Here is a 13,559-nt window from a genome sequence, read left to right as displayed (position 1 = left end):
TCGGACCGGTCAGCTACAACACCGAGTGCCGATGCCGCCGGTTGTGTCCGGTCTCGTGTCGCGTGTCTCAGGCTTCGTCCGGGCTCAATGCCGCCAAAGTGACGAAGATCGGCACCCCCGGTTCCGCCGTGATCCCCCGCCCGCGCAGAAACGCATCGATCATCCCCCACACCAATTCGTGCACCCTGCTGATGAATTCTGCGGAATCCGGTTTCGCGTCACTCAGCCACAGATCGGTCAGCACGATCATCACACCGACGATCGCCCGCGCCAGATATTCGATTCCCTCGGCATCCAGGGGAATCGAATCCGCCACCGCCCGAGCCCTTTCCGCGAAGCGACCCGCCACCGCACTGGCGAGGTCGTACTGGCCTGTCGCGCCCTCACGATTCGCACTAGTCTGCGTCAGGAAACGGAAAACATTGGGGTGGGCCAGAATTCCGACGGCATAGTCAGAGAGCGCGCGATCGATAGCGACGTTGGGCGGCTGCAACAGCAGGGTCAGATCGGTTCCCGTCGCGGCGAACGCGGAGTCGGCGAATCGAGCACCGATGGCCGCATAGAGGTCACCTTTGTCGGTGAACTGCCGATACAGCCGCGGCTTCGTGATCCCGGCCTCGACCGCGAACGCATCCATACTCGGATGAGGCCCGTCTCGATCGAGCACGCGAATCGCGGCGTCGACGATGACATCCCGGCTCACCGGCGGAGGTCGTCGACTGGCGCGGGTCACGGTCGAGAACGATACACGTACCAGCAGTACGATCGGGTTTTTCCACACAACACAGGTGAACTGCTCTTTACAGAAGGCACCGCGTACCGGCAGTATCGTTGTTCGTACCGGCAGTACGAACTTCCGGACATCGCATCGAAGGAGACGGTCCGTGTCGGATGCCCTGCGCCAACTCACCGCAACACTCGGCGCCCCACCGCCACCCGACTTCGCCGCCCTCACCCCCGACGAGCTGGCACTCCTCGACAACTACGTCCGCGCCGCCCTCGACCACCGCAAGGCCGCCCTCGACGACGCCCTCGACACCGGCATGCGCCTCATCCCCCGCCTGGCCCGCCCCGCCGTGAAGAAGGTGCTCGGACTATGACCGCGACCCACCACACCACCGTCGAACTAGCCAAACTGGCCCGCGTCCTCGACCGAGACCCCGCCGACCTGGCCTTCCTCGCCACCCTCCCACCCGCGGCCCTCCGCGAATTCCGCGACCAGATCACCGATCTCACCGCCCGCCGCGAAGCCCGCCGCATGCAGCGAGTCGGCGCCGCCGCCAAACTGGTCCCCGCCCCCATCGCCGCCAAGATCACCGAAGCCGCCTTCGGCCCCGTCCTCGCCGCCGCACTCGCCGGCTCCGTCGACCCAACCCGCGCCGTAGCCATCGCCAGCGCCCTCTCCCCCAGTTTCCTGGCCGACGCCACCCTCACCCTCGACCCCCGCCGAGCAGTCGAACTGATCGCCCAGGTACCCGGCCCGATGGCAGCAGCCGTCGCCAGCGAATTGATCAGCCGCGGCGACTACCTGACAATGGGCAACCTCGCAGGCTCAGTCCCCGACTCGGTCCTGCGCGCAGCCCTCCCCCACGCCTCCGACCTCGACATCCTCCAGGTCGGCTACTACCTCGAGGAAACCTCAGCAGCCGACCGCCTCCTCACCATCGTCACCGATCGAGTCCCCGGCGTCATCCGCGCAACCCACGACGCCGACGAATGGCCCAAAGCAATCACCCTGCTAGCCCTCCTCGGCCCCACCGAACGCTCCAAACTCGCCAACGTCGTAGCCGCCCAAGACGACGAAGTCATCGACGGCCTACTCGCCGCAGTAGAAGAAGTCGACGCCTGGGACACCCTCCTCCCCGTAGCAGCAGGCATGGCCCCAGAACCCCTCCAACGCCTGGCCCAACGCCCAGCCATGCAAAACCCCACCCTCCTCACCAAAATCGCCGACCTTGCCCTAACCCAAAACCTCTGGCTCTCCCTACTCCCCCTAGCCACCCACCTCTCCCCCACCCAACTCCACACCGTCGCCGCCCGAGTAGCCACAGAACCCGACGACTCCCTAACCACCCTCATAGAACAAGCCCACACCGAAAACCACTGGCCCACCCTCCTCCCAGTAGCCCTCGCCCTCTCCACCCCGGACCGCAAACGCCTGGCCTCCCTCCCAGTAATGCACCGCCCCGCCTACCTCACAGCCGCCATAGAAGCCACCGCCACCCACAACCTCTGGCCCGAAGCCCTCCCCCTTCTCTCCGCTCTCCCAACCGCAACGCACGACACCCTTGCCACCGTCATCACCACCCTTACCGACGATGAATTCCGCGCCGCGGTCCGCGCCAGCACCACCGCTTCCCCCACAACCCTCCTGGATCTCGTCATCCGCCAGCCCGCCCCCGATCGAGCCCGCTCGTTCGCCCTCATCGAGACGATCCCCGACCTCGAGTCCCTGATAGCCACCCTCACCACCGCCGATCTACCAACGTGGGAAGCCCTGTCCCACATCCGAACCGAGCTCTCCGCCGACCTGCGCACCTCGCTGGCAGAACAAGCGACCCTCTGCGGACTCCGCACAATCAGCACCCAACTCGCAACCTGAAATTGCGTTCGAGCGAAATCCAGCGCGGGCAACACCGGCCGGCGCCCCTTGCCACCCTGCGTGACGAGCGGTCAGCCATCAGCGAAGCCGCTCGCTGTCCCGCACTCCACGGAGTAGCCGCGCCGCCGGCGACCGAACGCACTGGTGCCCTGTGCCGACTGCGCATGGTGGCACGCCGGAGCCGACGCAACAGCCAGCGCGGCGAGTCCGTCGAGGTCAAGATTCGATTTCATGTCAGCAAACCACGCGTGTAGAGTCGCCATCACCTGTAGGGTGATGAAGGAGGAGCGGAGTGCGACTCGAGTTCGCGAAAGCTGAACTTCGTTCCCTATGGGAAAGCGAGACATTCCGAATCAACGGGCTAGCCCCCGAGGCAGTGACAGCCTTCCGGAGGAAGGTTCAACTGCTCGAGGCTGCGTCCAGCGAACTGGAACTACGGAACTTCCGCTCGTTGAATCTAGAGAAGCTCAAGGGCGATCGGCAGGGGCAGTACTCGATCAGACTGACGCGAAAATGGCGACTGATCCTACAGTTCGAGACTGATGACATAGGACGCACAGTTTTGATCCTCGAACTGTGCGACTACCACTGATCCGCCGCGAGGGGAGGCCTGAAAACCATGAACGAATACAGAGGGCTACCTGCGCAGGCATTCCCTGCGGGTGACTACCTCCGGGACGAAATCGAAGCTCGGGGCTGGACCGTTTCCGAGTTTGCGCAGATTGTCGGGCGCCCCCAGCAGGCGATCTCCGAGATCCTCAACGGACGTAAAGAGATCACCGCGGAAACCGCACTCGAGATCGCCGCCGCGACCGACACCGAGGCAAGCACCTGGCTCCGACTCCAGAACACCTATCGACTGTGGCAACTGTCAAGGATCCCGAACCAGGTAGGCACAACGGCGGTTTCGCGCCGCGCCCGCCTCGCCAAACTTGTCCCGATGCCCGAGTTGCGCAGGCGAGGAATCATCCCAGCCGGGGCCGACCTCGACGCAGAGGAAGCTGCGGTCCTCGACCTCCTGCAGGCGACGGACCTCGAAGCCCCGCCACCCATCACGCTCGCCGCACGCCGTTCCGAGGAGACCGCACCGATCTCACCGCCGCAACTGGCATGGATCGCGTGTGTACGCCGGGAGGCACTGCGACGTACATCCCCACTGCCCGAAGTCGGTGATGTTTCCGCGCTTGCTTCGGAGGTGGTCCGGCGAGCGCAGGATCCAGCCAGCTTGGTCCGATTGCCAGAACTATTCGCACAATTCGGTATTCGCTTGCTCTACGTTCAACCTTTCAAATCGGGCAAAATAGACGGCGGCGCCTACCTCGACGACTCGGGTACTCCCGTAATCGGTATTTCAGGTCGCATTCAGCGCATTGACAGCGTGGTATTCACGCTTCTCCACGAACTTGCACATCTACATCTCGATCATTTGGCCGAGGGCATTACATTGGATTCTGATGTCTGTGCGGCCACAGAAAACCAAGCAGAACGCGACGCAGACCGTACCGCGATGCGCTGGGCCCTGCCGGATAGAATCGATCTCTTCCCGCCGATTTCCAAACGAGCCGTGGTCCAGCGTGCATCAGAAATGGGCGTTCATCCGGGTCTGATCGTGGGAAGACTGCAATACCAGCAGATCTTGCCCTGGACGCACCTACGTGAGTTGACGCCGAACGTGCGCGGATACCTCAGCGCGTGGTCGTAGGTGACGGTCTTGCCACAACCGCACGAGCACGGCACCCATCAGCATCCGCAGGAACTGACGATGCGACCGTACGGCAGCTCAAACAGCAACCTTGTCGGTCTTGCTCATAGCCATTTCGGGGGTCGATGAGCAGGCGGGCGATGGAGCTGATCAACCTATTCCGGAGCACCCCATACCTTTCGGCCCGATGCTTGATTCCAGTGACGCGGCCATAGACATCGCCGGTGAGGACCTTGGCCCAAATGACTGGTTTCGCCTTCGGGCACCACCAAGGCTATTAGATTTCCTTCTTCGAACGCGGGTCCTTCGCGAAGCGACATCGGCGCAGCGCAATCGGAGCAATCGAGAGGAAGAATCGCAGCAACGGCCGCAAACCCCGGGGTGGAGCTCATTCGCGATCGCAGTCATGCACCACGCCTGCCACTTCGACTGATCCGACCGCAACACAGTGGTGATCCCGCCCAGATCGCCATCTTCGTCATGTCCAGCGCGTATCACGCCACGCGAATCCTCTGCGATCCGGCCTGGCTATCAACTATGTTGGCAGACAAGGGATTACACACTGTGTCGCGGACGAATCGGGGGAATCATGTCCGACATCAGCAGACAACGCCGTGCCGAATGGGCTGCCGAGCAACTCGCCGCGCACCCACAGCTCACCGCCTCACAACGCCGCTTCCTCTCGGTCATCTTGATCGAACAAGGCTGGCATCTGCTACTCGATCCGGCGACACCCCGCCCGGACCGGTCGGCGGCTGTCGCGATCGGCCGAACCGGCGTGTTCGTCCTGGTCTTCGCCGAGAACGTGCCGACCGCCCGGATTCTGCGTGAGATCCGCCGGACCGCCGAGGAGCTCTTCGCCAGCCTGCTGGTCGAACGCGGTCAGTTCGTCCCGCACACCCTCGAGGTGGTACTGCTCATGCCGCATCGAATCACCACCGAGGCCCACGATTCTTTCATCACCGCAGACGAATCCACGATCCGCGACACCGTGCTGGCACGCGACCGGCTGCTGACCCGCCACCGGGCCGGCGCCATTGCCGCCACGGTCGCGGCACGGATAGGTACGGGCACTTGGATCTGCACCGATGACGCGCCGACACCGGATCCGGTATCCAGCGAAGGCCTCTTCGATCGCGCGAGCCTGGACGAGGACTCCCGGTCGAACTCCCTGACGCGCCAGTTTCGCGACTGGGTCACCTTCCTCGACCCCGACCAGCTCGCCCTTGTGCACGCAAAGTTCACCGGCCCGGCCCGCTTCAGTGGCCCCGCCGGAACCGGCAAATCCGTGGTGGCACTGCACCGGATGGCGCATTTCGCCAAACGCAACCCGGGACGCCTACTGTTCACAACCTTCGTGCGCACCCTGCCCACCTACCACCAGTCCAGCTTCGCCCGGATCGCCCCGATTGTCGCCGACCGGGCGACCTTCCTCGGTCTGCACGCATGGACCACCGCCTTCCTCAATTCCCGCGAAGTCGTCTTCAACCTGGGGGTAGAGGCGGCCGAAGACGCGATGGCGCGCGCGTGGATCGGTGTCCGCCATAGACTCGACGGCTACGAGGCCACCAACCACAACTACTGGGCCGACGAGATCAAGCGAGTCATCAAGGGACGCGGCCTGACCTCGCTGGACGAATACCAGGCCATCGCGCGATCCGGACGCGACGGAGTCCGCCTCGACAGCCGCCAGCGGGCCTATATCTGGGAAAACCTGTACCTCCCCTACCAGTCACGACTACGGAAACGTCACCTACACGACTTCAACGACATCATCGCGCTGGCGATCGATGAGATCCGGCTGCGGCCGCTCGATGACAGCGAACGCTTCTCGATGGTCGTCGTCGACGAGGTGCAGGACTGCACCCTGATGGAATTGCGATTGGTCCATCAGATCGCCGGCGGCACCGACTCCGACCAACTACTCCTCGTCGGCGACGGCCAGCAACAGGTCTACCCCGGTGGCTGGCGGTTGTCCGACGCCGGGATTCCCTTGGCGGGTGGCCGCGGCCGCGTGCTGCGAACGAACTACCGAAACCGCGCCGCCGTACTGGATCTTGCCAAGAAGTTCCAGGCGGGCAACACAGTCGACGACCTCGACGGCGGCCGCGGATTCATCCTGCGCGAAAGCAATGGGACCCTGCCCGACGGCCACACCGTGGAACTGCATCTACGCCGTGGCGAACTCGACACGGCCTTCTTACAGGCCGTCGAAGAGTGCGGCGTCCCCCCAGGCGACATCGCCGTCATCGTCGACACCCACAAAGACGCCAAGCACCTGCGCGAGGTACTGCAGGTGGCAGGACTACCGACGATGCCTCTCGACGATTACGACGGCACACAGCTGAAGGAGATCAAGGTCGGCACCGTCCACCGCGCCAAAGGCATGGACTTCGCGGCCGTCTTCCACATCACTACCGAACCAGCGACATTCGCGACCGTCCGGGGCGCCACCCGCGATCACGCGGAACTGGCCGCACGGCAGAAACTGGTCGCGATCACCCGCGCCCGCGACTACGCCTGGCTCGCCTACATCACCGACCACTGAGCACCGCCGTTTGTCAGCGCTATCAGGCCACAGAGATCACCCGCTCCAGCACACGCGATCACTCATCGGAGGCGCGCGTGTGGTGGCTCGATGGGGAGCCGATACTGGTCGGACCGCATCCGGACGACCCGGGCGCGCGGCCCGAGCCCGACCTTACCTCGGTGCACACGGCCGTTTCGCGGCTCGGGTGCCGCTTCGTCACGACTGATATCGCACGTCGTGTGGATGGGAAGTGGCGTGTGATCGAAGTGGGGGATGGGCAGGTCAGCGACCTGCCTGCCGGGGTGTATCCGATGCAGTTGATCGGGCCGCTGATGCTAGCGACGTCGAAGTATTCATGTGCTGTCTACAAGTTCCGGCAACGAGTTGATTGTTTCAGACTTTCGCGCCCGCCGAGAACAACCGTTCTCGCTCGCTGGCTATCACGTCCCGGGTGAGGTCGGCTTCCGAGACGTCGTATGCCTCTGGTGCGCTTCCTGCAGTCTCGCTCCTCTTGGCGAACTCTTCGAACATCGCGCGTTTGTGGGCCAAGATCTCGGTGATCCGCAGGTCGACGCCTTCTTCCGAGAGCAACCGATGAACCTGAACAGACTCCAGTTGCCCCATTCGGTGCGCACGCGCGATAGCCTGCCATTCGATCGTCGGCTTCAGCTGTGGCTCGCATATGACTACTACCGATGCCGCCTGGATATTCAGACCAACTCCGCCGGCCACGATCTGTGCCACTAATACTGATCCGTGCTTGGCCTTCTGGAACTGATCGACCATCGTCTGCCGAGCCCGCGCGGGTACTGAACCAGTGAGAGGCCCGTAGACCTTGCCTGGAAGAGCCGCCGCGACCAGGTCCAATACCGCGCGGAAGTGCGAGAATACGAGCACTCTACGATTGTTTTCCTCAGCTTCCCTCACGATTTCGATAAGCCGTTGCACTTTGCCCGAGCCGCGCTGTGACATCGCGGCTTGCCGCATGGCCATGAAATTTCCAGCCGTGACCGCCGCCCGATACGTCAAGCGGTCGTCGTCCGAGGTCGGAACCCACTCGTTGACTTCGACGAGATCAGGAAGCTCCACAAGTACGTCTTCTTGGTTTCGGCGCAAGTAGGCGGGCGCAACCTGCTTGCGGAAACGTGATGGCGTGAACTCGTCCGCGTCGACGATGAGCTCTGGCCTGACGTACCCCACAAGATGGCGGAACTCATCGAGTCGATTCTCCAGCGGCGTTCCTGTGAGGAGGATCGCCCGGTCAGCGGCAGAAATCAGATTGGACGTGCGTTGTGACCTTTTCGCCGCCGGGTTCTTTATATAGTGGGCTTCGTCAACAACAACACATCCGATCTTGCCAACCTGGGCTAAACGGCTGTCAAACCACGCCAAAGTTTCGTAGGTTGTAACGGCAACACCGCCAGAATTGATCCAGCTACGTGCTGCACTTTCCCTACCCGCGCCATGAATCCGATGCGGTCGCAACCTCGACTTCGACGCGATCTCCCTCACCCAGTTCGTCACAACAGCCGCAGGGCAGACAACGACTGCGTGGTGATCACCCTTGGCGCGCAGATGCGCAAGAACCGCAAGTGCTTCAATTGTCTTTCCGAGGCCCATCTCGTCGCCGATAATAACCTTCCGCTGCACAAGCGCAAACCGTGCGCCGAAGCTTTGATACCCGCGTAGCGATGCGAGCAGGTACTCGATATTGAGTTCAAATTTTCGAATGGACTCGACAATTACCTCGGGGAGGTCACCTCGCGTCTTCCGCTCATCTTCCGTTAGGAATCCGAGCTCTGAAAGCAACGCGAAGTAATCTGCAGGACGAGATTGAAAGTCGCCCCATGGGTCTCCGACTGCCCTGCCTCCGACGCCGGTTCCCGCCAGCGCATCGGTGGCGCTCAGTCCTCGAGCACGACGTCCAAGATCGACGAACAAGTCGCCGAGAGCCGCTACTGTGTGTGGGCTCGTCGGGAAGACGAGCAGATGACTGGTCTGGTCATTCACGGTCCGGCCGAGCGGAATCAGTGCGTTTGCTGCTGCAATCTCTAAGGCCGTCGGCGCACCTCGGCGCATGCCGTCCCATACTGCGAGAGCACGAAGCAGTTGGGTTGCTTCGGTCGGCCGAGTCTTGAGATCGATCCGCGGTGGCGTTTCATCAAGAGTTGTCTTCCACAGGGTTTCGGCTGCACCGAGAATCCGGGTCGCGCTCATCGATCCAACACCCGGTATGCGTTCGATAAGACGCCCCTGCTCTCGAACCTGAAGGACAGTCTTGATGCCTGCCTTATCCAGCGGGGCGATTTGGAGGCGTTCTCGGGTTGCCTCTCGTAGCCGATCTACAGGCATCTCCGCTACCAGGCACCTGGTTTCTGCCTGGCGAACGTTGTTACCGGCATTGACCGCGTTGCCTCGAAGCGCCTGTGTCCTTTGATCAGCGGTCTGAATTGTCGAAATGGTCGCAGCTAGTCCCGCTGCGGAACTTGCTGCTAACAGCTGTGGCGCGACTCCGACCTCTTGGAGTTGCCTGCTCAGGCCGACCCAGTCGGCGAGTGCGTCGGCTATGGGCACGGTTGTCACCGTGTTGAGCTTCGGCGTCAGCGATTCGAGCTGGGATGCGACATTGTTCAGGACCGCCCACTCGTAGAACTCGTTGAGGAAATCCGCGGACTTTCGGCTTGCCTCACGCTTGCCACTGCTGCGCAAGAACCTTCGAAACCCGGATGCACTCTGCACCTCACGAATTGCTTGGTCGGCCTCGACAATCAGCTGCCGACGTAGAAGATGCTGCTCGAACTCGGTCAGCTTCCGCAGATTGTGGAATTGCGCGAGCGAGCCAAGAAGGTGGCCATGTGAGCTGGTGAGCGGGATGACCCGCCACGCCGTTTTGCCTTCGAGGCGAATGGCGCAGCACTCACGCCGCAGCGCGGCGACGGCCTCCGACGCCAGACGAGCGACCTGATCATGATACTCAATAATGGTTCGCGCTTGACTAACCCACCCCGCCACCGCGTGCGTGACTCCGGCGAGCTGTGTCCGTTGATCCTTGTTCATCTGCCTGCCAACTCGCTCTGGTCCCATTCCGGTGCCGGACCAAGCGAACACGACCAGATCGGTTGGCGCAGTTCAGGTCGATGACCCCAGGCGGCAACGATACCGCAATCTAGGCGGTGTCGGATGTCGCCTTGTTGCTCCGCCGTATGACGGCATTCTCGCGCGAAAGTGGCGCACATCCGAGACACCGCTACACCCCCACCGGTACTGGTGCATCGGGGCACGAGTACCGGTGAGCGTGTAGGTCGCCAGCATCATGACCTCCTGAAGGTCAACCTGCCCCGTGGCCTGCTGGCTCAGGATTCCTCGAACCCGGACTGATCGAACTTGAGCGTCCTCGCGTTCTCAGACACGGTTCGAACCCGGCTCTCGTTGAAGCCCTCGGAGTCAGTCGCCTCGATCTCGATCCGCACCGTGACGCTGGTGTTCTCACCAGAACGAAGGTGCGCAAGCACCTCGTCGGCAATGTTCTTGAACTCCAGCGCGATCTTGTCGGAGTTCAGGGTCTTCACCCCGTAAAACCGCGACGGCCAGGCGATGTCGAACGTCGGCGTCTGTGACGAGCCACTATTCGGCTTTAGGACCTGCGACGGGCCTGGGCCCGGACCCTGCTCGTGGTCGGATTCCGGTGTCGGTGCCGGCCCGGGTTCGTCCGCGCGCTGCTTCTGCGCGACATCAGGACGGACGAGAAGTAGCGAGTCGGTTGCGACCGGAGCATTCTCCTTGTCCTCCGGGGTCCAGAGTCCGATGTACCGCCCAGAGTCCGCATCGTAGCCGGCTGCGAGGGCGAACGCGTCCGTCTGCCAGATCATCGGCAAATCGAGGATTCCAACGTCGAGAACGGACCGGTCACGTAGGCGCGGCATATAGGGATACTGGGCGTACAGCCCCCACAGTGAACCCAACGAGACGTGGCCATCCTTCCAGATCTGCGGAATCTTGCCGATCGCGAGACGGATCGTCGCCGCGGCCTGCCTCGTCGAAAGGTCACCATCGTTCCCCAGCCGTCGCGAAACGCGGTCCGCAAGAGCGTCAGACTGACCCTCGACTTTGGTCTCCTTGATCAAGAACGGCGCGCCGGGATCAGGTTGCGCAGGAACCAAGGCCCAGGTAAAGCTCTGAAGCAAACGTGCAGTAACTGTCTGGTCAGCCTGAGTGGCCCGCTGCGAGGCCTGGTTCTTCTGGTTCTGGGTCAGATCGAGATCGGTCTCATTGGCAAGTACGTGCTTCCAGCCCAGGTAGTCGCGGGTCGCGCTGTTTAGCTCTTCGAGTCGCGCTTCGTCCGCTGCGAGGTAAACGAGCGAATTGCGATGTGTCCGGTTCGAGCTTCCGCGGTGCTCAGTGGCCTGGTGGGCGAACGCCTTTGCGGCTGTGTCCGCACCCCTCTTGTGGGCGACCTTCGGGTGCAAGATGACCAGTCGAGCCTCGTCGGTATCAGGGATGTCCGCGTTCGACTCGGGGCAGACGTGGACGCCGACGAAGTCGCCGCGCTTGCGTCCCTGGTCTTGGAGTCGTCGGACGATCTCGGCCCACACATCTTCCTTGTGAAGACGCTCGGCCTGATCCTTAGCGGCCCGAGAGATATTGGGCTGGACATCGTACCAGTACTTGCCCGAGCCGGAGTAAAAGTACGTCGCACGGTCGCCGAGCTGAGTCAATGCGGAGTGGAAGTTTCCCGGTATATCGCCAGGGATCGCGGTCCCGAGGAAGACCCGCTGGGCACCGATGCCCTTGTGGACTGACCCAGGTGCGATCGTCGGGGCTGCGCCGAAGAAGACTGTCCGCGCGAGGCGTTTGGTCAACGCCCGCTGACCGAAGAGCGGCTTCTCCTTATCAATACGAGCCGGCTCGGAATTCGAGCCATCGACATCGGCGTCGATGATCGCCTTCCATGAGTCGTGGAGGTACTGCGTGAGCTGAGAGTTCACGTTCGACGTGGCGAGCGGGATCGACGCGGGCATAATCATCGGCGACTGATCTTCGCCGGTCCAGAGCGCGTGGATAACCGTGCTCATCAGACACAGGACACCACGCGTTTGTTGGAATCGCTCTAGCGACGACCATTCCTCGTAGAGGGTGTCAAACAGCTCCGGGTGAATTGGATATGTCCGCTTAATCCGGTTCTCGTATGCGGTGTCACGAGCCTCCCGCGGGAAGTCGTCGGAGAATTTGCGATACATCTCGACGTACGCGCGGGCGGTTGCGCCAATGGCCGCGAGCGCTGCTGCATCCGGCTGCTTGAAAAGTCGCTGCTTGACGATGTGGTAGGCCTCGGTCGACGAGGCGGGGCGCCACTGGTCCGCGACACGGCGGACGACGTTCTGGAGGCGTTTGACTGCCTCCAAGCCGTTCTGCCCGCCAACTTCCTCGGCGTTGCCCGCAACGATCTTGTCGTTGGCGTCCCCGGTCTCCGACGCCGGAATCGATATCGCGAGCAATACGCCTTTGGTACCTTTAGCAGCCTCGGTGAGCGACTGTGCGAACGTAAACTGGTCGTCGAACGTCCCTCCTGCAAGGTCGTCACGACCGACCAGTGACCTCGCGTAGGCAACCCACTCGTCGATCAGGATGACCGCCGGTGCGTAATTGGCCAGCAGCTGGTGGAGAGCCTCGCCTGGGTGGGTCCTGTCGCGGTCGGCTTTGGCCACGACCGCATAGCCTTCTGACCCACCGAGCTGCCAAGCGAGCTCGCCCCAGATGGTGTTCACATGGGTGCCGCAGTCCTTTGTGACTCCGGACGGGCTGAAGTGGTTGCCAACGATGGCAACGCGATTGACCTTGGTGGCTGAGTAGCCGTTGACAGTCAGGAGTTCCTGGGTCTCTTGCGGAAAGTTACCAACGGGCAGGCCTGCGGCAATGTGCCACAGCGAGAGCATCGAATGGGTCTTGCCGCCACCGAAGTTGGTCTGCAGGTTGATGACTGGAGACGCGTTGTCGTCGCCTGCGAGGCGGCGCACAGCTCGGCCGATGAGGCTGCGGAGACCTTCGGTCAGGTAGGTACGGCGGAAGAATTCGACCGGGTCCGCGTAGTCGGAATCGACCTCGCCTCCGGTGGCAACCTTGTAGAGGTCGGCCGCGAACTCCGATGCGTGAAAATTGCCAGTTGCCACATCATCGTGGGGCTGGAGCACCTCGCGCCAGGGCCGAAGACCAGCTGCCTCCGGGTTGTCGACGGCGGCCTTAAGTACCTTCTTGTCGTCCTTGTCGGCGGTGACGCGACGCAGGTTTAAGCGGATCAGCCGGACTTCATCTGCATCTTTGCCGGCGCCGATCAGTTTGAGGAGCCGTTCGCCCGTGTCGAGTGCACGGTATGCGTCGTCGTCTGTGAACGTGCCGTTGTGCGCCCATTGGTTGCGCACCTCGCGAAGTTCGTTTGCAAAGGTCTCCCCGCTCCGGCCGATAGCTTGATTAAACGGACGCCACCCCGGCTTGAACCCGGTGGTGATGTTGCCTTCGGTCAAAATCCTGAATTGCACCTGCGGGTCCAGTGCGTCGTACGCCTTCGTCGACGGAGCGCCGTTCTTGCTGTCTTTTGCCTGCACTAGCTTGGTCCAGACCGCTCCCAATGACGGATCTCCCTGACCGACGACAGTGGAGATGAAATCATCGAGTGCTGGCGCCAGTACTTGGAACATGCGGTCGATACGGTCGCGGTTACTCAGTGCCAT

9 protein-coding genes are annotated in these 13,559 nt (G+C 62.4%); 6 read left to right on the top strand and 3 right to left on the bottom strand.

What is annotated here, in order from left to right; translation table 11 throughout:
• Positions 1–67 precede the first annotated feature (67 nt).
• A complete protein-coding gene (locus ACFQ9R_RS20375; RefSeq protein ID WP_378992454.1) occupies positions 68–781 on the bottom strand; it encodes a TetR/AcrR family transcriptional regulator in 714 nt (237 codons plus the stop codon).
• Between the two features lie 103 nt (positions 782–884).
• On the opposite strand from ACFQ9R_RS20375, the gene ACFQ9R_RS20370 reads away from it, so the two are divergent.
• From ACFQ9R_RS20370 to ACFQ9R_RS20345, 6 genes are all read left to right on the top strand, one after another.
• Positions 885–1,100, top strand: a complete 216-nt coding sequence (locus tag ACFQ9R_RS20370; RefSeq protein ID WP_378992452.1) for a hypothetical protein — start codon at positions 885–887, stop codon at positions 1,098–1,100.
• Positions 1,097–2,602 carry a hypothetical protein gene (locus tag ACFQ9R_RS20365; RefSeq protein WP_378992450.1) on the top strand — a complete coding sequence of 502 codons (1,506 nt, stop codon included), beginning with the start codon at positions 1,097–1,099 and terminating at the stop codon, positions 2,600–2,602. Before ACFQ9R_RS20370 ends, ACFQ9R_RS20365 begins: the two co-directional genes overlap by 4 nt.
• A gap of 292 nt (positions 2,603–2,894) precedes the next feature.
• Positions 2,895–3,194 (top strand): type II toxin-antitoxin system RelE/ParE family toxin, encoded by a 300-nt coding sequence (locus ACFQ9R_RS20360; RefSeq protein ID WP_378992449.1) that lies wholly within the window; start codon positions 2,895–2,897, stop codon positions 3,192–3,194.
• Between the two features lie 27 nt (positions 3,195–3,221).
• Entirely contained in the window at positions 3,222–4,304 is a 1,083-nt protein-coding gene (locus ACFQ9R_RS20355; RefSeq protein ID WP_378992448.1) for a HigA family addiction module antitoxin, read from the top strand.
• 589 nt (positions 4,305–4,893) lie between these two features.
• Complete coding sequence (locus tag ACFQ9R_RS20350) at positions 4,894–6,852, top strand: UvrD-helicase domain-containing protein (protein WP_378992447.1); 1,959 nt, start codon at positions 4,894–4,896, stop codon at positions 6,850–6,852.
• Positions 6,735–7,289 (top strand): ATP-grasp domain-containing protein, encoded by a 555-nt coding sequence (locus ACFQ9R_RS20345; protein ID WP_378992669.1) that lies wholly within the window; start codon positions 6,735–6,737, stop codon positions 7,287–7,289. Before ACFQ9R_RS20350 ends, ACFQ9R_RS20345 begins: the two co-directional genes overlap by 118 nt.
• On the opposite strand, the gene ACFQ9R_RS20340 is transcribed toward ACFQ9R_RS20345, so the two are convergent.
• Together ACFQ9R_RS20340 and ACFQ9R_RS20335 are read right to left on the bottom strand one after the other, a co-directional pair.
• Entirely contained in the window at positions 7,228–9,891 is a 2,664-nt protein-coding gene (locus ACFQ9R_RS20340; RefSeq protein ID WP_378992445.1) for a DEAD/DEAH box helicase, read from the bottom strand. The two genes, ACFQ9R_RS20345 and ACFQ9R_RS20340, sit on opposite strands and share 62 nt — an antisense overlap.
• Before the next feature lie 296 nt (positions 9,892–10,187).
• On the bottom strand, positions 10,188–13,559 hold the full coding sequence (locus tag ACFQ9R_RS20335; protein ID WP_378992444.1) for a Swt1 family HEPN domain-containing protein: 3,372 nt from the start codon (positions 13,557–13,559) through the stop codon (positions 10,188–10,190).

The organism is Nocardia sp. NPDC056541, assembly GCF_042794235.1.
Taxonomy (GTDB): domain Bacteria; phylum Actinomycetota; class Actinomycetes; order Mycobacteriales; family Mycobacteriaceae; genus Nocardia.
The sequence above is the reverse complement of the archived record's forward strand: the minus strand, read 5'-3'. Positions and strand labels throughout refer to the sequence as shown.